Below are 22,147 nucleotides of genomic sequence, written 5' to 3' on the forward strand. Positions count from 1 at the left end.
TGTTCTTTAGGAATTAAAAATTATGAATCGTAAAATTGAAATAAGTGAGGCTCCGGAAGGCATCAGTGGGCAAGGATTTTTTGCAACATCATTAGATGCAGTTGTCGGACTCGCTCGAAAGAATAGTATATGGCCTTTACCATTTGCAACTTCCTGTTGTGGTATAGAATTTATGTCTACCATGTCATCACATTATGATTTAGCCCGTTTTGGATCTGAACGATTAAGTTTTACCCCAAGACAAGCTGACTTATTAATGGTAATGGGGACTATTGCAAAAAAAATGGGTCCTGTTTTACGCCAAGTATATGAACAAATGGCCGAACCAAAGTGGGTCATTGCAGTAGGTGCTTGTGCTTCTAGTGGTGGAATTTTTGATACCTATAGTGTATTACAAGGTATTGATCGAATTATTCCAGTAGATGTATATGTGCCAGGATGTCCACCAAGACCTGAACAAATCATTGATGGTGTTATGAGGATTCAGGATTTAATTGGTAAAGAATCGGTTAGAAGACGAAATTCAGAAGAGTATAAACAATTGATGGAAACCTATTTAGTGAAATAATGAACACCTTGAATTTAGACCAAATCACCAAACATATTCACACGAATCTAGAGGATTCGTTTATTATAACAGAAGATGCTTTTGGCATTTATAATTGTACTATCCCCATTCAACAATTATATCGGTTGGTTCAGTTTTTATTTAAAGACACTACGCTTTCTTTTCAATTTCTAACAGACATTTGTGGAGTTCATTATCCAGATCATAAAAATCAGGAATTAGCGGTTGTTTATCATTTGCAGAGTATGCAAAACAAAGCGCGATTCCGAATCAAAATATGGGTTCCAATAGACAAACCAGAAGTACCAAGTATTACTGGAATTTATGCATCTGCAAATTGGATGGAACGAGAAACTTATGATTTTTACGGGATTCAATTTTTAGGACATCCAAACTTAAAACGAATTTTAAATATGGATGAAATGACTGCTTTTCCTTTACGCAAGGAGTTTCCATTGGAAGATCCTACAAGAGAAGATAAAGCTGATTTTCAATTTGGTAGATAATAATAATGAAAACGAATTTAGAATTTCTTGCAGAAATCCAGGAGCCGGAAAGACCAGAGATAGCCTATACCACGCTCAATCTTGGACCTACACATCCCGCTACTCATGGGATATTCCAAAATGTACTAAAATTAGATGGAGAACGCATCGTTAGTGGTGAACAAACCATTGGATATATCCATCGTGCATTTGAAAAAATTGCAGAACGCAGACCATTTTATCAAATAACACCTTTAACAGACCGCTTAAATTATTGTTCAGCACCAATCAATAATACCGGTTGGCATTTAACAGTAGAAAAATTATTAGGTGTAAAAGTACCCAAACGTGTTGATTATATGCGCGTAATGGTCATGGAACTTTCAAGAATTTCAGATCACATTATATGTAATTCTATTTTAGGTGTTGATACAGGTGCATTAACAGCATTTACATATGTGTATCAATGGAGGGAATTTATTTATGAAATTTATGAAGAAATTTGTGGTGCAAGATTAACTACAAACATGGGACGTGTCGGTGGATTCGAAAGAGATTTTAATCAAATTGTTTTTGATAAAACCAGAAAATTTTTAAAAGAATTTCCTCCTGTTTGGAAAGAATTTGAAAGTTTGTTGTCCAGGAATAGAATTTTTATGGATCGCACTATTGATACCGGCGGTCTATCCATGGAAAGAGCCTTGAATTATGGGTTTACAGGTCCTAATTTAAGAGCTTGTGGTTTGGATTATGATTTAAGAATTGCAGAACCCTATTGTTCTTATGAAGATTTTCGATTTGATATTCCAGTTGGAACAACAGGTGATACTTATGATCGATTTATGGTGCGCAATGAAGAAATCTGGCAAAGTTTAAGAATTGTTGAACAAGCTTTAAATAAAATTCAAGAACTTGAGCCGGGTGTATTTCATGCAGATAGTGACCAATACTATTTACCTCCAAAAGTGGAAGTTTACAAAAACATGGAGGCATTAATTTATCATTTTAAAATAATCATGGGCGAAATTGAAGCGCCTGTTGGGGAGGTTTATTCAGCTGTTGAAGGAGCGAATGGGGAATTAGGATTTTATCTCATTAGCGATGGTGGCAGAACGCCCTATCGATTGCATTTTAGAAGACCCTGTTTTGTTTATTATCAGGCGTATCCTGAAATGGTAAAAGGGCAGCTTTTGTCAGATGCAATTGTAGTTATGAGTAGTTTAAATGTTATTGCAGGTGAATTGGATGCTTAAAAGTTTGAACTATGAATTTTTAATTGAATCGTAAGCAGCAATTCATTTGGAAAAATGAAAAAGTTTAAAATAGATAATTAGGATTTGAATTTTTGAATCCAATAAATTTAAAAAATAGGGTAATATTAAATTTTTAAAAATTGATTTTATAAATACGAATTCATAAAATGCCATTTAGCAAAGAACGGTTGAAACAATTTGAGGAACTCAAAAAACAATATCCTGAAGGTCGGCATAAATCAGCTTTGTTACCTATTTTGCATATTGCACAAGAGGATCACGGTTGGTTGCCTGCAGAGCTCCTGAATGAAGTTGCAGAAGTATTAGATATTCATCCTATTGAAGTATATGAGGTGGCAACTTTTTATACGATGTTTCATGTAAAGCCTGTTGGAAAGTATGTTCTTGAAGTTTGTCGTACCGGCCCTTGTTGTTTGGTTGGTGCTGAAAATATAATCCAATATTTAAAAAATAAATTAAACGTCGAAGAAGGAGAAATAACAACAGATGGTTTATTTACGATTAAACCTGTTGAATGTTTGGCTTCCTGTGGTACGGGTCCGGTATTGCAAATAGGACCAGATTATAAGTACTATGAAAACTTAACTACAGAAAAGATAGATCAGTTAATTGATATTTTAAGAAGGCAGGGATAACATGGGAAAACAAATTTTACTTGAACATTTAGGCAAGCCTGATATACAATCAATAGAAGGATATTTAAAGCAAGGAGGCTATTCTTCTGTTCAAAAAGCTATCAAAAGTTTTACACCAGAACAAGTTGTTGAAGAAGTGAAAATTTCTGGATTACGAGGAAGAGGTGGCGCCGGATTTCCAACTGGATTAAAATGGTCTTTTTTAGATAAAAAGTCTGATAATCCAAAATACTTGGTTTGTAATGCTGATGAATCAGAGCCTGGTACCTTTAAGGATCGATATTTAATGGAGCATTTACCTCATTTATTGATTGAAGGAATGATTGTTTCATCTTTTGCATTAACTGCTAAAACAAGTTATATCTATGTGCGAGGTGAAATGATGTATGTAATTCGCATTTTAGAAAAAGCCATTGCAGAAGCATATGCAAAAGGATTTTTAGGAAAAAATATTTTAGGGAGTGGATATGATCTGGACTTATATGTACAACCAGGTGGAGGCGCCTATATCTGTGGCGAAGAAACAGCTTTGTTAGAATCTTTAGAAGGGAAACGAGGAAATCCCAGGAACAAACCTCCCTTTCCAGCGGTATGGGGACTCTACGGTTGCCCTACGGTGGTGAATAATGTGGAGACTTTAGCAGCAGTACCATGGATTGTAAATCATGGGGGTGCAGCGTATGCATCAATTGGGATTGGGAAAAGTACGGGCACAAAATTAATTTCAGCTTGTGGTAATATTAATAAACCGGGTGTATATGAAATTGAATTAGGTGTTCCTGTGGAAGAATTTATATATAGTGATGAATATTGTGGTGGAATTTCAAATGGTAAAGAGTTAAAAGCAGTAGTTGCTGGTGGTTCCTCAGTGCCCATTTTACCTAAGGATTTAATTTTAAAAACAGCCCAAAACGAAATTCGACTGATGACTTATGAATCGCTTTCGGACGGAGGATTTGTAAGCGGTACGATGTTAGGTTCTGGTGGTTTTATAGTGTTTGATGAAAGCGCTTGTATAGTTCGTAATTTATGGAATTTTACACGATTTTACCATCATGAAAGTTGTGGTCAATGCAGTCCTTGCCGGGAAGGAACTGGTTGGATGGAAAAAGTATTACATCGAATTGAACATGGGCATGGTAAGATTACGGATATAGATTTATTAGTTGATGTGGCAAGAAAAATAGAGGGCAAGACAATCTGTCCATTAGGAGAAGCGGCGGCATGGCCAGTTGCAAGTGCCATTCGGCATTTTAGAAGCGAATTTGAAAATCATATTCATAATCCTGATTCATGCAATGCAAAACATTTGCATTTTGAATCTTCAATGTTGCATTAAAAATGAAACTGCATGAGTGATTTATTAAAAGTTACGATAGACGGAAAAAGTATAGAAGTTGCAGCAGGTACCACAATTTTACAAGCTGCACGAATGATTGGTGGCAAGTATCCTCCTGCAATGTGTTATTATTCTTCAATAAAAGAAACGGGGGGAAAGTGTAGAGTCTGTTTGGTTAAAGTTTCACAATCCAGTGAAGCAAATCCCAGACCTATGCCTAAATTAGTTGCAAGTTGTTTAACCCGGGTTGAAAATGGGATGGTAGTTGAAAATGAATCATCTCCTGAAGTATTAGAAGCACGGAATGGGATTGTTGAGTTTTTACTAATTAATCATCCATTGGATTGTCCGGTGTGTGATCAAGCTGGTGAATGTGATTTACAAAATTTATCATACGAACACGGCACAGAGCATACGCGTTATGAAGAACATCGTAGAGAATTTAATAAAATAGATATTGGGCCTTATGTACAATTACATATGACCCGTTGTATACTTTGTTACAGATGTGTTTATGCAGCAGAGCAATTGACGGAAACTCGGGTTCATGGAGTTTTAAATCGTGGAGATGTTTCTGAAATTAGCACCTTTATACAAAATGCAATAGATAAAGATTTTTCTGGAAATATTATTGATGTATGTCCGGTTGGAGCTTTAACGGATAAAACCTATCGTTTCAAACAACGGGTATGGTTTTCAAAACCTTATAATGCACATCGGCATTGTTCAAAATGTTCTGGTCAAATTGTCCTTTGGTTAAAAGGTGAGGATGTGATTCGAATTACAGCCCGGAAAAATCAGTTTGGTGAAGTCGAGGATTTTATTTGTAATGAATGTCGATTTGAACATAAGGAAAAATCAGATTGGAATGTTGAAGGACCTCGTGATATGGGAGAAGAATCTGTGATTTCATCCAATAAGTATGATTTGCCTGTTATATCACCGTCCGTAATTGTTGATGCCAAATTTGTATCGTAATGAATGAGTGGGTATTTAAAATAATTTTTATTTCAATCATATTTGGATTGTCATTATTTATAGCAATGTATTCTACTTATGCAGAGCGAAAATTGGCTGCTTTTTTACAAGATCGGCTTGGCCCAAATCGGGCAGGACCCTTTGGATTATTGCAACCTTTAGCAGATGGCGTAAAGTTGTTTTTTAAAGAAGAATTTATACCGAAAGCTTCAGACCGCTGGTTATTTATAATGGGCCCTGGTTTGTTTATGATTACAGCACTTATGACAAGTGCAGTCATTCCTTTTGCTCCAGATTTAGTATTGAATGGCCAAACTTATTCAATGCAAGCTGCAGATTTAAATGTGGGTATCCTTTATATATTTGGGGTGGTTTCGTTAGGGGTTTATGGAGTATTAGTTGGTGGCTGGGCATCTAATAATAAATTTTCATTATTGGGTGCGATCAGAGCTGCATCTCAAAATATTAGTTATGAATTGGCCATGGGTTTATCTATTGTTGCCCTTGTGATGGTTACATCAACCTTGTCACTTCGCGACATTGTAGATCAACAACATGGCTGGCATTGGAATATTATTTATCAACCTTTTGGTTTTTTAATTTTTATAATTTGTGCATTTGCCGAAACCAATCGGGCACCTTTTGATTTACCGGAGTGCGAAACAGAATTAGTAGGTGGATATCATACTGAGTTTTCATCTATGAAACTTGGTTTTTATTTATTCGCAGAATACATTAACGTATTTGTAAGTAGTGCAGTATTGGCAACATTATATTTTGGTGGATATCAGTTTCCATTTATTAGTGATATGGAACCCGGAATGGCAAAGACCATATTAGGTGCATGCGTCATGTTTGGAAAAATATTCTTTTTTATATTTTTATTTATATGGATTCGATGGACCTTACCAAGATTTCGGTATGATCAATTAATGAATCTAGGATGGAAGGTCTTAATTCCTTTATCTGTTCTAAATATTTTATTGACGGGTGCATTTATTTTATTTAAAATTTAATAGCATGTTAGAACTTAAATTAACGAATCGAAGAAAAGTCATGGTGCGAAAACCAATGAACTTCTCTGAGCGAATTTATCTACCTGCTGTTTTTAAAGGGATGGCAATTACCTTAAGTCATTTATTCAGAAAAAAAGCAACCATCCAATATCCTGAGCAGCAACGTCCGATGAGTCAGGTATTCAGAGGTCTTCATATCTTAAAACGCGATGAAAAAGGTGCTGAGCGTTGTACCGCTTGTGGCCTTTGTGCCCTTGCATGTCCTGCGGAAGCAATTACCATGACAGCGGCAGAGCGCACTCCGGATAACAAGCAATTTTACCGGGAGGAAAAATACGCTTCTGTTTATGAAATCAATATGTTGCGATGTATTTTTTGTGGACTTTGTGAGGAGGCATGCCCGAAAGCTGCAATTTTTTTACAAAATGATGTCATGGCTCCTGCTAGTTATGAACGGGAAGATTTTATCTATGGTAAAGATCGATTAGTAGAACCATTTCTTCAAAATTAATTTCAATGGACAAATTGTTTTACACATTATCATTTCTCACGCTGGCATCTGCCTTAATGGTTGTTTTATCAAAGCACCCCATTCGCAGTATCCTATTTTTAGTGGTAACTTTTTTTCTAATTTCTGCACATTATATTTTATTGAATGCTCAGTTTTTAGCATTGGTTAATGTAGTAGTTTATGCTGGTGCAATTATGGTATTGTTTTTATTTGTGGTTATGTTTCTAAATTTGAATCAGGAAATTGAACGATTTAAAAACTGGGTGCCATTAGGAGCTGCTGTAATTTCTGGTGGATGCATATTTTTAGTATTCCTCTCTGCTTACAAATCCTCACAGCAAATTGAAATCGATCATTTAGGAAACTATCAAATAGGCCTTATAGAAAATCTCGGGAATGCTTTATACAGAGATTATTTATTACCTATGGAAATATGTTCTATTTTGTTTCTTGTAGCGATGATAGGTATTGTTTTATTAAGTCGGAAGGAAAAATTGGAATTCCCTAAAAATAATTAAATATGAATCATATTCCTGAAGTTATAACTGCCATACCATTTGATTATTACCTAATTTTAAGTGTGAGTTTATTTATCATAGGGATGATCGGAGTTTTGGTAAGAAGAAATGTAATTATTGTTTTTATGTGTATTGAAATCATGTTAAATGCTGTCAATTTATTGATGGTTGCGAGTTCAGCTTATCGTGGAGATGTGTCTGGTCAAGTCATGGTCTTATTCACCATGGCGGTTGCCGCTGCAGAAGTTTCTGTTGGCTTGGCTATCATCGTGATGATGTATAAAAATTTAAAATCAACAAATATTGATTTATTTAATCAGTTAAAGGGTTAAGCAATCGAATTGTCAAATGAGCGCAGAATTAATTTTACATATTATTTTATGGCCGCCATTAATCGGCTTTCTGATCAATGGAATAGTTGGCAAAAGGATGCCAAAATTATTAGTCACTTTAATAGCTTGTCTTGGACCCTTAACAAGTTTTATAGGTACCTCACTTGCGTATACTTATTTATTAGGAAAAGGAAGCACTATAAATTTATATACCTGGTTTTTGGCAGAGGGATCTGCAAGATTTGAATTTGGTTTTTATATTGATCATTTAACGATGATTATGTTATTCGTTGTGACTGGTGTAGGAACTTTGATTCATGCATATTCAGCAGGATATATGAAAGATGACAAAGGGTATTCGCGTTTTTTTAGTTATATGAATCTCTTTTTATTTTCCATGCTATTACTCGTTTTAGGTTCCAATTTAGTCGTTTTATTTGCGGGTTGGGAAGGCGTTGGATTATGTTCATTTTTATTGATCGGTTTTTGGTTTGAAAATAAAGAATATAATAAAGCAGCTGCAAAGGCATTTCTTATGAATCGGGTAGGGGATGTTGGGTTTTTAATCGCGATCTTTTTAATTATACATAAATTTGGAGCGGTTAGTTTTACAGATATTCAAGACACCATAATTGATGAAGGGATTATGAATGATCCCGGAGTCATTGGAATTACTTTGTTTTTATTTTTGGGCGTCTGTGGAAAGTCTGCACAAATACCACTTTTTACCTGGTTGCCGGATGCTATGGCTGGTCCAACTCCAGTATCTGCATTGATTCATGCTGCAACCATGGTTACCGCTGGTATTTATTTAATTGCCCGACTGCATTTTATGTTTGAGTTAGTGCCATTTACATTAAATATAATTGCCATTGTAGGTTGTCTAACGGCCCTTGTTGCAGCAAGTATAGCTTTAAAGCAAAATGATATTAAAAAAATATTGGCATACTCTACCGTAAGTCAATTAGGATATATGGTGGTGGCCTTGGGAGTGGGTGCTTATGTCACCGCAATTTTTCATTTGATGACACATGCATTTTTTAAGGCCTTATTATTTCTGGGTGCAGGTAGTGTGATTCATGGACTTCATGGAGAACAGGATATTCGCAAAATGGGTGGATTAAAAAGTAAAATGAAATGGACTTATGCAGTCATGTTAATTGGTACACTAGCGATTGTTGGGTGCCCACCATTTGCAGGATTTTTCTCAAAAGATGAGATTTTATCAGTGGCTTATGCTAAAAACTTTTGGTTTTTTCTGGTACTCGCCATCGCCTCCGTATTTACAGCTTGGTATATGTTCCGTCTTTTTTTCGCTACCTTTCATGGTTCATTTAGAGGAGATGAAGCAAGCTATAAAAAAGTGCATGAATCTTCCTGGAGCATGTTAATACCTTTAATTGTTTTAGCAGTCTTTTCTATTATTGGAGGATTTGCAGGATTGCCTGATATTCTGGGGCGGCATAAATTATATTTATTTTTAGCACCGGCAATTGTCCAGATAAAATCACATGTTTCTCATCTTTTTGAATATTCTTTATGGAGTGTGACCATAGTCGCATTGCTATTGATTTCATTTTTAACGTATAAAAAATATGCAAGGAATGCTTCCACTGCATTGGCAGACGAGAATTCTGTAATTTCTAGAATCCTTGTAAACAAATATTACCTTGACGAATTGTATAGTTACTTAATCGTTTCACCATTGAAAAAACTAGGTGCATTTTTAAGTACTCAATTTGAATATGGTTTTATAGATAAATTGGTCAGAATACCAGATAGGATATTATTTTCTGCTAGTGTATCCCTGAAAAATGTTCAATCCGGTAAATTAAGTTGGTATTTATTGAGTACAGTACTTGGAATACTGCTTATATTAGTAATGTTTATTTATAAATAGTAGGATGAATTTAGCGATTATACTTATTTTAATTCCATTATTTTTTTCGGCAGCATGTTTTGTTTCAGGAAAAAAATTAGCACCTTATATATCCTTATTATCTGGAATCATCAGTATTTTTTATTTTCTTTTACTGATGGGTTCCTATAATGTCAAAGACAATTATTTGGCATTTAATACTTCGATTCTTTGGATTCCGAGTTTAAGGGCTTATTTTCATGTCGGCCTCGACGCAGCAGCAATTTTACCCATGTTGTTGACACAATTAGTAATCACCTTAAGTTCGTTAGGTACGATTGTTAAAGGAAATGGTAGGAATGCAAGCTTTTATAGTTTAATAGGCTTGACACATGCAGCATTAAATGGATTTTTTTGTGCGCAAAATCCAATTACATTTTTTATTTTCTTTGAGGCAGCATTGATCCCTATTTATTTTTTGGTTTTAAATTTTGGCGGTGCAAATCGACAACAAGCAGTATTTAAATTTTTTCTTTATACAGCGTTTGGTGGCTTATTAATGTTGGCTGCTGTGGTTTTTCTCCAGGTAAATATGCATGCCTATCTGCATCTCGAATCGTGGGTTGATTTTTATCAAAATAAAATGGCAATTAAATACCAGTATTGGTTATTAGCTGCATTCTTTATTGCCTTTGCAATTAAATCTCCTATATTTCCTTTTCATACCTGGCAAGCAGATCTTTATACCCAAGCAGATCGTCCCACTTTAATTATAATAGCAGCATTGATGTCGAAAATGGGTGTATTTGGACTCATCCGATTTAATTTTTTATTTATCCCGGCATTGTATGATTGGTTTTATTATTTAATTTTAATTTGTCTGATAGGTGTTGTTTATGGAGCCTTAATTGCCTGGCGACAACGAGACTTTATTCGCATTATTGCATATTCTTCATTGTCCCATATGGGGCTTATTGCAGCCGGTATTTTAACATTAACAAATAAAGGAGTGCAGGGTGGCTTGTTTGCTATGATTGCGCACGGCCTTGGAGTCGCAGGTCTGATTTATGCTTCTGATGTTATCATCAGAAGAACAGAAGAGAGCTCCATTGATTCAAGTTCCGGTATTGCTAAAGTAAATCCAAGATTTGCGACGTACTTTTTCATTATTTTATTATCTACCATTGGCTTACCCTTAACCTGTGGATTTATTGGCGAATTTTATTTGATATGGTCAATCGCTGAATTTAGACTTCCATTTGGAATTTTAGCTGCATTGACGTTGATTTTTGGTGCAGCTTATATGCTCCGTTTTTATCAGAAGACAATGTTTGGTGTTAGCTCCAATAATGTTTTGAATTTTGATAAACTAAGTTTATCAGAAGATTATGTATTTATCATCATTGTAGTGTTAATCCTAGCACTGGGCTTATTTCCTGCCGACTGGATGGGACTTGGGCAATTTGCATACCAGTTCATGAATTACATTCCAACTAAATGATTTTATTATGATGCTCGCATTTATTTTACTCACTTTATTTTCTGTTGCAATTCTTTTTTTAGGTTTTATTAAGCAACGAAATGTAATAATACCAATTTCCATACTTGCAATATTATCTGCAATTATTTCCATTAGTACAGAACAGAATTTCTGGAATCATTATCTGATGGATATGATACGTATTGATTTTAATTCAAAAATAGTTTCTTTAATTATTTTGTATACTGGATTAGCTTTGGTTCCATTTTTTGCACTTTTTCAAAAGCGTGGCAATGAAGAATTGGCAGACTTTATGGGCATTTTTATTTTTTCGATTGTTGGAGCTTTGCTGATGGTTGGAGCCGTTAATTATATGACGCTGTTTTTGGGAGTCGAGATTTTGTCAATAAGCATGTATATACTTGCAGGTGCAGATCGAAGGAAAGTAAAGTCAAACGAAGCATCCTTAAAGTATTTCATAATGGGTGCTTTTGCAAGTGCCTTTATGTTGTTTGGAATTGGACTAATTTATGCAAGTACAGGAAGTTTATCATTGTTGAATATAGCATCGCAATCCAGTGTATTAACCGATTTTGCTTTGGTATTTTTATTTTCATCTTTTGCTTTTAAAATAGCATTAGTTCCTTTTCATTTTTGGACTCCGGATGTTTATGAAGGCACACCCACCTTATTTACAGCAGCCATGTCCACCATTGTGAAAGTAGCAGCATTTGGCAGTTTTTATAACTTAATTCAATTGAATACTCCACTCTTACCAGATTGGATTCAATGGTATTTTGTTTTTCTAATTTTAGCAACGTTGATTATCGGTAATCTAATGGCTTTATCACAACGCAGTGTCAAAAGGTTATTAGCATATTCTGGAATTGTACAAGCAGGTTTTATATTAATGGGTTTTTTACAGCTAGATGCAAATTCTGAATGGCCAATTTTTTTCTATTTTATTGCTTATACACTTGCCTCTTTAGTGGCTTTTATTGTGGTGCATTTTGTGGAAGTCCAAAGTGGATCAGATGATATCGATTCCTTTGCAGGATTATCTAAAAGCAATCCAAGTCTTGCAATCTTTATGACATTGGCTTTAATATCATTAGCTGGTGGACCTTTGACAGCTGGATTTATTGCAAAATTATTAATGCTTAATCAGGCTATTCAAAGCGGATTTTCAGCCTTGGTAATCATCGCCGTTATTTGTACCCTAATGTCTGTCTATTATTATTATAAAATAGTAAATTCAATGTTTTCTAAAAGTGGTGATTCCCGTTGGAGTATCCCATTCATTTATAATGGCTTATTATTGATTTTTATTATTATCACTTTTGCAGCTGGAATCGTTCCAACTTATTTTACTAATTTATTAAGAAACTTTTAGTTTTTTCAATTCCTTATTTTTGAATTGATTGGTTTTTTTGATTTGGTTTTCCAATGATTTTTGTAAATTTATGATGGCTTTTTTGTTTTTATAAAATGGAGTTATTCTTAATTTTTAATAACTTATCCTTTAGTTTGTCAACCAAATTTTTTTAACAATTAGATAATAATATAATAGACTTACAATTCCTAAAATGAAAGAAGCCAAAGCCATTGTTTTAGTCTGATTTTCAAAATAGAATTCTCCGAACATCCAGATTCCATTTGCAATGATCCAGAAGCTAACAGCAAGATTATGGTAAAAATCTGAAGCTATTTTTCTTGATTTATAACAGATATAAAAGGCTAATAAAAAAGTGGGTACCATGATTATGGATGCTATTATTTTTAGCCCCAGCATCCAGCTAACATCTTTTAGAAGCCATAGAATAATATGCCTGTTTTCCATTTTTCTCAATTGGCTTAGCATGGATTATTTTTTTACAAAGATAGCATGCATTGGGCCGTCAATTTTAACATTAGTTTATATTATAATATATAAATAGTTGTAATACAGAAATATAACGCAAATTATTTTTTTGTATTTTTGTGCTATTCACGAGTTATGCTATATACGCAAGAAGATAAAGGGGTTCAAAATCAAAAGAAAATCTGGGCAGACCGCCTGATTTCTCAGAATATATTATGGCCTAAAGTGAACCAGACCATTCTTACCCACCACTTCCCGCATTTTAGTTTATTACTTGGTAAGCCTGGAAACGGTCAATTGGTGTTGGCTTTAAGTATTGCGCAAACCCTTTTGTGCAAATCTGAAGAGAAACCATGCGGAATTTGTGATGCCTGTTATAAAGTCTTAAATTGCATACACCCGGATCTTCATTTTTCATTCCCATTAAATAATCCAAAGGATACTTGTCAACAACATTATTCAAGTTGGAGAAAAGCAATTGCCGAAAAACCATTTATGACCATAACAGAGTGGTTTTCATATTTGGACGGTGAAAGTAAAAATGCAAATATTTCTGTTACGGAAATTAATAATTTTTCAAGTTTATTATATTTAAAACCCTTTGAAGCGAATGCAAATGTATTGATTTTGTGGTTGCCTGAATATTTAGGCAAAGATTCAAATCGCTTATTGAAAATTCTGGAAGAACCTCCTGCAAATGTTTTTATTATTTTAGTAACTGAAAATTGTGATTTATTATTGCCGACAGTTTTGTCAAGAGCGCAAGTTTATAGAATGCAATCTATTCAATTGGAAGAAGCAGCGCATAAACTTACTTCTGTTGGTCATGTTGATTATAATACAGCCTATTCGGTGTTGCTTTCATGTAATGGAAATATTCAAGAAGCCTTATTGCAAATGGAGCACCAAAATATTCCTTCCATTGATGTATTAAGAAAGCTTTTGCAAAGTGCCTTTGTTTATAATGTAGCTGGTATGATAGAATGGGTTGAACATTATTTAAGCTTGAATAAGGAAGATCAAAAGAATTTTTTACAGTGGATTCAAATGTTATTATCTTTTGTTTTGAAACTTAAATTTACAGATGATAAAAATTTTAGTCAGACCAATAATAGTATGATTCAATATGCTGCAAAACTTTCAAATACACTTACCATTTCGCAAATAGAATTGTGGACGACTTTAATTGATGATACCTATATCGCTCTTCAACGCAATGCGAACGTGAAAATTTTGATGACCAATTTTAGCATTCGGTTATCGCATATTTTAAAAAATTTAAATTCAAATAATTAAAGCTAAATTTATACCCAATGGGATGTACTAGTTGTAGCTCAAAGAAGGATGGAACGCCAAATGGCTGTCAAGATAAAGGTCATTGCTCTAGTGGAGGATGTAATAAAATGAATACCTATGATTGGTTGACAGTATTAGATCTGGATGACCCTGAAGAAAGTAAATTGGCAGAAGTGAGTTTTAAAAATGGTGCACGAAAAACATTTTATCGCATTTCAGATTTTCATCGGTTTACCACCGGGGATCTGGTAGTGGTAGATACAGGATATGGTGGTTATGATGTCGGGAGAGTGAGTTTAATGGGCGATCTTGTTAAAATTCAAATGAAGCGTAAGAATTTTGCAGAAAATCGAATCACTTTCGAGATTCTTCGCAAAGCGAATCAAAGAGATATAGAACGAATGGATGAAGCCAGGGCAATAGAACATACCTCCTTGGTGAAAGCGCGTGTGATTGCGAGAAATTTGAATTTAGACATGAAAATTGGGGATGTAGAGTTTCAAGCGGATATGAAAAAGGCAACATTTTATTATACTGCTGAAGGAAGAGTTGATTTTCGGGAATTGGTCCGTTCTTATGCAAAAGAATTCCGTACAAAAATCGAGATGTGGCAAATCGGTGCACGGCAGGAATCTGCCCGAATCGGCGGTATCGGCTCTTGTGGACGAGAATTATGTTGCTCTACCTGGTTGTCTGATTTTAAAACCGTCAATACAAATGCAGCACGATATCAAAATATTGCAATTAATCAATCAAAACTTACGGGTCAGTGTGGTAGATTGAAATGTTGTTTAAATTATGAACTGGATTTGTATGTCGATGAATTGGAAAAATATCCATCAAATGTGGATGAACTTTATTCTAAAAAAGGCAAAGCGAGTTTAGTAAAAATAGATATTTTTCGAGGGGTTCTTTATTATGCTTATGAACCCGAACGAGGCAGGACATTGGTGTTACCTTTACTTCCGGATTATGTGAGACAGATAAAAGCGATGAATGTCAAAGGTGAAAAACCGGAAGAAATTGTCGCATCTGATGAACATATCGAAAGTCAAAAACCACCCGTAAATGAATATGCAGATGTAACCGGGGAAATTGTGTTGCCTGAAAATCGTAAGAAGAAGAAAAAATTCAGAAAAAAACCATTTGATAAAAATCAACAAAGACCTCAGCAATAAAATGATTTAAATAATTTATTGCCGCAGCAAATACTGAATTTATAAATCCTATTAAACTACCATCTGTTGATAAACGTTGCAATTATTGGATCAGGTCCCGGTGGCTATGTAGCCGCGATTCGTTGCGCTCAATTAGGGATGCAGGTAACACTGATTGAAAAGTACCCAAGTTTAGGAGGCACTTGTTTAAATGTAGGCTGCATACCTTCAAAAGCTTTATTAGATAGTAGTGAACATTTTTATAAGGCCAAACATTCATTTTCAGATCATGGGATTTTATTAAATGACCTGCATTTGGATATGCAAAAATTAATATCCAGAAAGGATGCTGTGATTTCACAAAATGTGAAGGGGATTGAATATTTAATGAAAAAAAATAAGGTCCATATAATACATGGCATAGCAAGTTTCAAAAATTTAAATACCTTAAGCATTACAAAAGCAGACCAATCAATTGAAGAACTTAGTTTTGATAAATGTATTCTAGCTACAGGTTCGAAACCCATAACGCCTGCTGTATTTAATTATGATAAAAAGAAGATTATTACATCTACAGAAGCGCTTCAAATAACAACATTACCAAAATCAATGACGATTATAGGAGCTGGTGTAATTGGTTTAGAATTAGGTTCTGTTTTTGCAAGATTAGGAACTCAGGTAGATGTTATTGAATATTTGGATCGGATATTAGCTGGAATGGATTTAGATTGCGCAAAAGAACTCCAAAAGTCATTAAAGAATTTAGGGATCCGATTTCATTTAGAGCGATCCGTAACCAGTGTTGCATATACATCAGATAAAAGCCAAGTGCTTTTAAAACATGCGTCGAAATCTAATGACGATTTAAAAGAAATGGTATCCGATTATTGTTTAATAGCGATAGGTCGAAAACCATATACGGAAGGCTTGCAATTACAGAATGCAGGAATTCAATTGGATCAGAAAAATAAAGTCATCGTAAATGATAAGTTGCAGACAACCTGTGAAAATGTATTTGCCATTGGAGATGTAATAGACGGTCCAATGTTGGCACATAAAGCAGAAGAAGAGGGGGTATTTGTTGCTGAAATTCTTGCGGGTCAAATGCCGCATATCAATTACAATTTAATACCTGGGGTAGTTTACACTTGGCCAGAAATGGCAGGAGTTGGTTATACCGAAGATCAATTAGTAGCTTTATCAAGAAATTATAAAGTTGGAAAATTTCCATTTAAAGCTTTGGGGAGAGCTCGGGCAAGTGCAGATTTAGATGGAATTGTGAAAGTTATTTGTGATTCAAAAACGGATGAGATATTAGGGGTTCATATGGTTGGAGCCAGAGCGGCAGATTTGATTATGGAAGCTGTTTCTCTTTTGGAATTTAGAGCAAGCGCAGAAGATATGGCTAGAATATCTCACCCACATCCCACATTTTCGGAGGCTTTAAAAGAGGCAGCATTAGATGCCACAGCTAAAAGATCCATTCATAATTGATAAAATTATAGTTGGATGGGAACTTTTTATTCGATTTATGCTTTACTAGATTAGTTTCTATTTGGTTCGTTTGATGGCGGCAAGTCATTTAACAAAGAGTTCACTAAAAATGAATACCTGTGCTGAAATTTAGAATTTTAATTATTCTCAGTTGCCTTGTTTTATGCCAAATAGTAAGTGATTCTGCATCCTATCAGTATCCACAAAATTTTGCAAATAAAAAAACAGCAGTGGAATGTCTCTTTCAAAATTGTGGATTGGAAGGGCTGATAAGTTTTGATGCATTTTCAAAGGCTATCGAAGGTTTTGAGAAATATCATCCATTAAAGTCCATTCTTGCGATTTGCGATTTTACAAAACCATCTGATCAGAATCGGTTTTTAGTGATCGATTTAGAACATAAAAAACTTATCTTAAATTCATTAGTTGCACATGGTAAAAATTCAGGTGATCGATTTGCAAATTATTTTTCAAATCAAATGCATTCACTTAAAAGCAGTCTTGGCTTTTATCGAATAGGTCAGGAAATTATAAGTCCAAAACATGGAAAAGCAATTTTATTAGAGGGACTTGAAAAAGGTAAAAATGATCTGGCGCGTAAACGGGAAATTATAATTCACGGTGCGCAATATGTAAGTACTGACTTTATAAAGAAAAACGGTAGGCTTGGAAGAAGTTATGGGTGTGCAGCACTACCTGTTGAAATCATGAATACAATTGCGCCTATTCTATCGAATGGTGCTTTATTGTATATTTATAACAATTGATTTTATTTTTTAGACTCCATATTTTTACAATTTAAATGAGCGTATGCAGCGGGGTAATAAAAAAATGAAATTTGTTATTTATAGTCTATTTTATTTTATAATTGTATTCCTGTTTTCAACCATTCATTCCTGTAAAATTTCTAATAAAAAGAAAGGAATAACACAAGACAGCAGTCTTTATAGTAATGAAAATTATACCCCTTTGTTTTTAGATAAAAGCCTCGTTGAAAATTATTTGCAAGCGGATACATCATTGAAAACAATTGCTGACGAAGTGCTTGCATTTTACCATAGAAGAGATTACCAATTTGCCTGGTTTCAAAATGATGGAGATACTAAATCATTGTTAAATTTTTTAAATTTACTCGACAATTATAATTATACATTCGCAGACACAAGTATAAATAGTAAGCCTATTCGCAGCTATCTTGAAAGTGTTGCATTAGACTCCACTTATTTTCGGCGGAATCTTGATGACATGGATAAGATTGAATTGTTATCTACGGTTACTTATTTTCAATATGCCAGGAAAGCATACAGTGGATTAGAAAAAGATCCGAAGGATTTGGAATGGTATATTCCCCGGAAAAAGAAAAATTATCAATTGTTGATTGAACGCATTACGTGTTCTGATGTGGAACTTGAGCCATATGAACCTGTCAACGAATTCTATAGGGCACTTAAAAAGCAATTAATAATCTATAGAGAATTGTTGGATAGAAAATCGTGGCCTGTAATATTAGTGGATTCTTTTCCATTAAAATTTGGTGATACTGCAACTTCCTTAATTTTTATCAAAGAAAAACTATCTTGGTTAGGAGATTTTAATAGTTTTGATAGTACCCCAATTTTTTCAGATAGTTTGCAATCTGCGGTTAAAAAATTTCAGTTTAGAATGGGATTAATACAGGATGGTGTAATAGATTCATTTACTTTACTGGAGTTGAACAAACCGCTTGAGGAACGGATTAAACAGATATCTATTAATATGGAGCGATTGCGTTGGATGCCAGATTCAATTCCTCCGGATTACATAATAGTCAATATTCCTGATTTTAATTTGTATGTATATAAATCGAATCAATTCGTTTTTAAAATGCCCGTTGTAGTTGGCAAGAATATTACAGAGACTTCGATTTTCAGCGGACAAATGACGCATATTGTGTTCAAGCCTTACTGGAATATTCCAGCGAGTATAATTCAAAATGAGATTTTACCTCGCATTAAAAAAAATCCGATGTATTTGGAATTAAATGGTATGGAGGTTTTGTCGGGTAGTCAAATTGTTGATCCTAATTCTATTTCCTGGAAAAAATACAATACTTCAATACCCTATACAATTCGTCAAAAGCCAGGATTAAAAAACGCACTCGGAAATGTAAAATTTTTATTTCCAAATTCCTATAGTATCTATTTTCATGATACACCTGCTAAAAACTTATTTGCTGAAAACGCAAGGGCATTTAGTCATGGTTGCATTCGTTTATCGGATCCAATGAAATTGGTAAATTATATATTACGTGACGATATAAATGGAACCGAAGAACGCATTCAGGAATACCTTTCCAAGAAAACAGAAACCTGGGTTCCTATTCATCCAATTCCTGTTTTTATTTGTTATTTTAGTTCATGGGTTGATATCAATGGATTGCTGCATTTTCGCAAGGACATTTATGGTCATGATAAACGTTTAAATTCTGAAATTTATAATATCGCTCCATATTAGTTGAAAAAAAGTGGATGTATATTTTCATTCAGAATAAATCCAATTTAATTTTAAAGTCTCATTTTTTTAGTGTTTCATTGTTTTTTCCTTGAAACCATCATGCACCACTATTTTATATGTTGAAGTATATGCTTCGGCTTGTACCATCAGAAAGTATATTCCTGGAACAGTAGGTGATTTTATTTCATAAATTTCATTCCATATTTCAAGTGCTATTTTATGTTCTATAATTTTATTTCCTGAAATATCAAACCAACTATAATTTGCATAATTAGAATTGTAAATACCTTGAATCCTAATATTCGTTTTGCCCTCCGGTGAAATTGGATTCGAAATTAGAATTTCTGTGGATTTGTTATGTAGTAAATTATTTTGAATATTTGAAAAAGAATTTGATATTTCAGTTTTTGATAGCAAAGGATCAATTTGCTTAATTGGAATTTTAAAAAATTCAATAGATACAAGATCACTGTCCGTGCATTCTTTTGAACTTGCAAACCATTCTAAAGTATAATTTCCATATTTTGTTACCGTAATCCTTGATTTTGGGTCTGAAGGATTTGAAAAATTAACATTTCCTGGACCCGATATTTTTGTCCATATTCCAGATTGTGCGATGTCTGCGTTCATTTTTGTTTTTAATCCTAAAACTTTAAAATCGCGACCTGCATTTGCCGCTTTGTAAATTTTAAATTCAACAATGGAATCGAATTTGCAGCAATTTAAATCCGTAAATTGTTCTCTATAGAATCCTTCTCGATTAATTCTTTGACTATGCCATTTATAACCACCGGGATTCACCTCGCTCCAACAAAGCGATCTTTGGACCCCAGCTTTGTCAGCAATTGGACGCACTTTTACAGTTGCACATTGGGGTCCTTCTTGAGAACAAATAGATCCACTTATTAGATTTCCTATATATGCAGTTACACAAAGTACAAAATCACCTTGAACTGGAAAATCCAAGTGCAGTTCATTGCTATTTCCTCCAACTTCATCACCATCTAAGGTCCATACGAAATATGGATTACAACCACCAGGTAGTGGGTTTACAAAAAACAATACATTGCAAGTTCCTTCACAAACCGGTTGAATAATTCTACTTGGTACATTATTAATATTGGAAAGAGGTGGTAAAATCGGAGGATCTCCTCCTATTGTATTTATTGTAAAGTCGCACACATCTCCAGAGCAACCGTCTAACCAAAAATAATAGGTTTTACAAGGTGTTAAACTTGCATTTATAGTTTGTAAGCTATTCGGAGGTGAACAGGGTATTGATTTGCATACAATTTCTTCTCCGCAATTACAGTCTCCCCAGATTCCAAACTGTAAACCTTGTAAAATTTGGCAGCTTCCAATGGTTAAAGAAATTGTTACATCGCCACCTTCTGATACAAAAGCCCACCAACTCGTATTAGAACCTTCACCACCCTGAGAACATAGCGGATTGCACGGACTTGCAATGGTGCTGGAATTATTACAGGTGTAACCATTTAATTCCTTCAACGAACATAATACAGATGCCCCCTGGCAGGTTTCAGACATAGGAGGTGTACATTGCCCATGTGCCTTAAATTCTAAAAGTACAAAAATCAAAATCATAGTAATAAATAATGTGATCAGATTTCTGGAATGTAAATAGAGCAAACAATAGGAACTCATACTATTGAATTTAATTTATTTTAAAATAATTTTTGTTGCCAATTTTTTAATTAAAGCATTTCTGAACGAATATACTTATTTGTATCGAAGTCTATTAGAACTTTAACATATAATCAGTGGGCAAAACCTAAATCTGCAGAACGGAAGGGAGCCTATTTTAACATTTTACAATTGTTTTTCATACAAGACTCTTTGCACTTAAGTAAAATTTATAATCTTTGATTAAACTCGGTATTCTGCTTCAATAGCAATTTGGTCTGATTTAGAATCGGTGTTATAGAAACTATGCAAAATTTTAAATTTTGGAGTAGTCGATAAGAATCGAAAAATTCAATTGCTTCCTATTTCAAATTTTCTGCAGCTTCAAAGCGTGCATAAAAGCAGATAAAATAAGGCTTATAGAACATAAATATTTATGGATATTAATGATTTAAATATTTATAATAATTTGAAATACAGCATAATAAACATTATTATAAAAATATATGTAAATAAATTGTAATATGTAACAATTCTTTGTAATCTTTGCTCGTCGGATATGATTATCCAATGAGATTTATATGAATTTCAATAAATATCAAAGGCCGACCAGTTAGAATTTAAAAGACCTGTTGTCTTTAATTTTCTTGCTGATTTGATGTGTTAGTTCACAAGAATTGCCAACCAATTATAAAGTATAAGAATTTTTTTTCGACTACGGGTACTTTGTTTTTGGCACAATAATTGCGAATTATTAAACAGTCTTAGTCTCGAATATGAAAACTACAATCAAGTCCTTTCAAGGACTGGTATGTTTATTATGCAATGTAAAATTGCAAATAATAAATGCAAGTGCTCACTTGTATATTTGGATTGGTTATCCAGTATTCTCCTCATTAAAATGTATTCAACAAATTTATAAATTGAAATCGGAATTCTCCGATTCCAGGATATATCATAGTGCTTTAAATGATTTTAATTTTCGGATTGCAATTTCATATGTAAGCAATCCATTGGACTATTTATATCCTTCCCATCAACAAATACAAGTTTCCAACTATAATAATAAGAAATTAATATATAATTCTAATCGAATGTTTTTATTGATGAAAATCAAAGAACATTCTATTTAACATTTTATAAATAATAGTAAACTGAATCAAAAGAAATTCGGAAATGAAAATTATAAATGACTTATATCCGAAAAT

The 22,147-nt window shown here is 33.8% G+C and carries 21 protein-coding genes; 19 read left to right on the plus strand and 2 right to left on the minus strand.

All coding sequences use genetic code 11. The features are described from left to right. Positions 1-22 precede the first annotated feature (22 nt). From IPO86_05765 to IPO86_05825, 13 genes are all read left to right on the plus strand, one after another. Positions 23-568, plus strand: coding sequence for an NADH-quinone oxidoreductase subunit B (locus IPO86_05765; GenBank protein ID MBK9727609.1), 546 nt, complete (start codon positions 23-25; stop codon positions 566-568). Further along, entirely contained in the window at positions 568-1,074 is a 507-nt protein-coding gene (locus IPO86_05770) for an NADH-quinone oxidoreductase subunit C (protein ID MBK9727610.1), read from the plus strand. Before IPO86_05765 ends, IPO86_05770 begins: the two co-directional genes overlap by 1 nt. A 5-nt stretch (positions 1,075-1,079) precedes the next feature. Further along, complete coding sequence (locus tag IPO86_05775) at positions 1,080-2,306, plus strand: NADH-quinone oxidoreductase subunit D (protein MBK9727611.1); 1,227 nt, start codon at positions 1,080-1,082, stop codon at positions 2,304-2,306. 167 nt (positions 2,307-2,473) lie between these two features. Further along, a complete protein-coding gene (locus IPO86_05780) occupies positions 2,474-2,962 on the plus strand; it encodes an NAD(P)H-dependent oxidoreductase subunit E (GenBank protein MBK9727612.1) in 489 nt (162 codons plus the stop codon). 1 nt (position 2,963) lies between these two features. Then, on the plus strand, positions 2,964-4,301 hold the full coding sequence (gene nuoF / locus IPO86_05785; protein ID MBK9727613.1) for an NADH-quinone oxidoreductase subunit NuoF: 1,338 nt from the start codon (positions 2,964-2,966) through the stop codon (positions 4,299-4,301). Positions 4,302-4,313: 12 nt separating this feature from the next. Continuing rightward, on the plus strand, positions 4,314-5,279 hold the full coding sequence (locus IPO86_05790; protein ID MBK9727614.1) for a (2Fe-2S)-binding protein: 966 nt from the start codon (positions 4,314-4,316) through the stop codon (positions 5,277-5,279). Next, complete coding sequence (nuoH, locus tag IPO86_05795; protein ID MBK9727615.1) at positions 5,279-6,295, plus strand: NADH-quinone oxidoreductase subunit NuoH; 1,017 nt, start codon at positions 5,279-5,281, stop codon at positions 6,293-6,295. Before IPO86_05790 ends, nuoH begins: the two co-directional genes overlap by 1 nt. A 55-nt stretch (positions 6,296-6,350) precedes the next feature. Next, positions 6,351-6,806, plus strand: a complete 456-nt coding sequence (nuoI, locus tag IPO86_05800; protein MBK9727616.1) for an NADH-quinone oxidoreductase subunit NuoI — start codon at positions 6,351-6,353, stop codon at positions 6,804-6,806. Positions 6,807-6,811: 5 nt separating this feature from the next. After that, the gene (locus tag IPO86_05805) at positions 6,812-7,324 is read left to right on the plus strand and encodes an NADH-quinone oxidoreductase subunit J (protein MBK9727617.1); all 513 of its coding nucleotides are present in this window, start codon (positions 6,812-6,814) and stop codon (positions 7,322-7,324) included. A 2-nt stretch (positions 7,325-7,326) separates the two neighbouring features. After that, positions 7,327-7,656, plus strand: a complete 330-nt coding sequence (gene nuoK / locus IPO86_05810) for an NADH-quinone oxidoreductase subunit NuoK (protein MBK9727618.1) — start codon at positions 7,327-7,329, stop codon at positions 7,654-7,656. 16 nt (positions 7,657-7,672) lie between these two features. Continuing rightward, the gene (gene nuoL, locus IPO86_05815) at positions 7,673-9,556 is read left to right on the plus strand and encodes an NADH-quinone oxidoreductase subunit L (protein MBK9727619.1); all 1,884 of its coding nucleotides are present in this window, start codon (positions 7,673-7,675) and stop codon (positions 9,554-9,556) included. A 4-nt stretch (positions 9,557-9,560) separates the two neighbouring features. Beyond that, positions 9,561-11,015 (plus strand): NADH-quinone oxidoreductase subunit M, encoded by a 1,455-nt coding sequence (locus tag IPO86_05820; GenBank protein ID MBK9727620.1) that lies wholly within the window; start codon positions 9,561-9,563, stop codon positions 11,013-11,015. A gap of 7 nt (positions 11,016-11,022) precedes the next feature. Further along, positions 11,023-12,387 carry an NADH-quinone oxidoreductase subunit N gene (locus IPO86_05825; protein ID MBK9727621.1) on the plus strand — a complete coding sequence of 455 codons (1,365 nt, stop codon included), beginning with the start codon at positions 11,023-11,025 and terminating at the stop codon, positions 12,385-12,387. A gap of 129 nt (positions 12,388-12,516) precedes the next feature. On the opposite strand, the gene IPO86_05830 is transcribed toward IPO86_05825, so the two are convergent. Then, on the minus strand, positions 12,517-12,834 hold the full coding sequence (locus IPO86_05830; protein MBK9727622.1) for a hypothetical protein: 318 nt from the start codon (positions 12,832-12,834) through the stop codon (positions 12,517-12,519). A 156-nt stretch (positions 12,835-12,990) separates the two neighbouring features. Between IPO86_05830 and IPO86_05835 the strand changes: the two genes are divergently transcribed. The 5 genes from IPO86_05835 to IPO86_05855 all read left to right on the plus strand — a co-directional run bounded on the left by IPO86_05835 (position 12,991) and on the right by IPO86_05855 (position 19,295). Beyond that, positions 12,991-14,151 carry a hypothetical protein gene (locus IPO86_05835; protein ID MBK9727623.1) on the plus strand — a complete coding sequence of 387 codons (1,161 nt, stop codon included), beginning with the start codon at positions 12,991-12,993 and terminating at the stop codon, positions 14,149-14,151. A gap of 17 nt (positions 14,152-14,168) precedes the next feature. Beyond that, positions 14,169-15,329, plus strand: a complete 1,161-nt coding sequence (locus IPO86_05840; protein MBK9727624.1) for a hypothetical protein — start codon at positions 14,169-14,171, stop codon at positions 15,327-15,329. Between the two features lie 66 nt (positions 15,330-15,395). After that, positions 15,396-16,802: a dihydrolipoyl dehydrogenase gene (gene lpdA / locus IPO86_05845; GenBank protein ID MBK9727625.1), complete on the plus strand. Its 1,407-nt coding sequence runs from the start codon at positions 15,396-15,398 to the stop codon at positions 16,800-16,802. A gap of 119 nt (positions 16,803-16,921) precedes the next feature. Further along, positions 16,922-17,569, plus strand: coding sequence for a murein L,D-transpeptidase catalytic domain family protein (locus IPO86_05850; GenBank protein MBK9727626.1), 648 nt, complete (start codon positions 16,922-16,924; stop codon positions 17,567-17,569). A 64-nt stretch (positions 17,570-17,633) separates the two neighbouring features. Further along, positions 17,634-19,295 carry a L,D-transpeptidase family protein gene (locus IPO86_05855; GenBank protein MBK9727627.1) on the plus strand — a complete coding sequence of 554 codons (1,662 nt, stop codon included), beginning with the start codon at positions 17,634-17,636 and terminating at the stop codon, positions 19,293-19,295. A gap of 66 nt (positions 19,296-19,361) precedes the next feature. On the opposite strand, the gene IPO86_05860 is transcribed toward IPO86_05855, so the two are convergent. Beyond that, entirely contained in the window at positions 19,362-20,960 is a 1,599-nt protein-coding gene (locus tag IPO86_05860) for a hypothetical protein (GenBank protein ID MBK9727628.1), read from the minus strand. A 755-nt stretch (positions 20,961-21,715) separates the two neighbouring features. On the opposite strand from IPO86_05860, the gene IPO86_05865 reads away from it, so the two are divergent. Then, positions 21,716-22,072 carry a hypothetical protein gene (locus IPO86_05865; protein MBK9727629.1) on the plus strand — a complete coding sequence of 119 codons (357 nt, stop codon included), beginning with the start codon at positions 21,716-21,718 and terminating at the stop codon, positions 22,070-22,072. Positions 22,073-22,147: the final 75 nt, after the last annotated feature.

The organism is Saprospiraceae bacterium (genome assembly GCA_016717265.1).
In the GTDB taxonomy this organism is placed as follows: Bacteria; Bacteroidota; Bacteroidia; order Chitinophagales; family Saprospiraceae; genus Vicinibacter.

Excerpts from the sequence above, each read along its gene's own strand:
- IPO86_05770 (MBK9727610.1), top strand. The coding sequence starts at position 568 with ATGAACACCTTGAATTTAGACCAAATCACCAAACATATTCACACGAAT.
- IPO86_05860 (MBK9727628.1), bottom strand. The coding sequence starts at position 20,960 with ATGAGTTCCTATTGTTTGCTCTATTTACATTCCAGAAATCTGATCACA.
- IPO86_05830 (MBK9727622.1), bottom strand. The coding sequence starts at position 12,834 with ATGGAAAACAGGCATATTATTCTATGGCTTCTAAAAGATGTTAGCTGG.
- nuoH (MBK9727615.1), top strand. The coding sequence starts at position 5,279 with ATGAATGAGTGGGTATTTAAAATAATTTTTATTTCAATCATATTTGGA.
- IPO86_05835 (MBK9727623.1), top strand. The coding sequence starts at position 12,991 with ATGCTATATACGCAAGAAGATAAAGGGGTTCAAAATCAAAAGAAAATC.
- IPO86_05805 (MBK9727617.1), top strand. The coding sequence starts at position 6,812 with ATGGACAAATTGTTTTACACATTATCATTTCTCACGCTGGCATCTGCC.
- nuoK (MBK9727618.1), top strand. The coding sequence starts at position 7,327 with ATGAATCATATTCCTGAAGTTATAACTGCCATACCATTTGATTATTAC.
- IPO86_05865 (MBK9727629.1), top strand. The coding sequence starts at position 21,716 with ATGAAAACTACAATCAAGTCCTTTCAAGGACTGGTATGTTTATTATGC.
- nuoF (MBK9727613.1), top strand. The coding sequence starts at position 2,964 with ATGGGAAAACAAATTTTACTTGAACATTTAGGCAAGCCTGATATACAA.
- IPO86_05765 (MBK9727609.1), top strand. The coding sequence starts at position 23 with ATGAATCGTAAAATTGAAATAAGTGAGGCTCCGGAAGGCATCAGTGGG.
- IPO86_05780 (MBK9727612.1), top strand. The coding sequence starts at position 2,474 with ATGCCATTTAGCAAAGAACGGTTGAAACAATTTGAGGAACTCAAAAAA.
- nuoI (MBK9727616.1), top strand. The coding sequence starts at position 6,351 with ATGAACTTCTCTGAGCGAATTTATCTACCTGCTGTTTTTAAAGGGATG.
- IPO86_05820 (MBK9727620.1), top strand. The coding sequence starts at position 9,561 with ATGAATTTAGCGATTATACTTATTTTAATTCCATTATTTTTTTCGGCA.
- nuoL (MBK9727619.1), top strand. The coding sequence starts at position 7,673 with ATGAGCGCAGAATTAATTTTACATATTATTTTATGGCCGCCATTAATC.
- IPO86_05855 (MBK9727627.1), top strand. The coding sequence starts at position 17,634 with ATGAAATTTGTTATTTATAGTCTATTTTATTTTATAATTGTATTCCTG.
- IPO86_05840 (MBK9727624.1), top strand. The coding sequence starts at position 14,169 with ATGGGATGTACTAGTTGTAGCTCAAAGAAGGATGGAACGCCAAATGGC.
- IPO86_05790 (MBK9727614.1), top strand. The coding sequence starts at position 4,314 with ATGAGTGATTTATTAAAAGTTACGATAGACGGAAAAAGTATAGAAGTT.
- IPO86_05825 (MBK9727621.1), top strand. The coding sequence starts at position 11,023 with ATGATGCTCGCATTTATTTTACTCACTTTATTTTCTGTTGCAATTCTT.
- IPO86_05775 (MBK9727611.1), top strand. The coding sequence starts at position 1,080 with ATGAAAACGAATTTAGAATTTCTTGCAGAAATCCAGGAGCCGGAAAGA.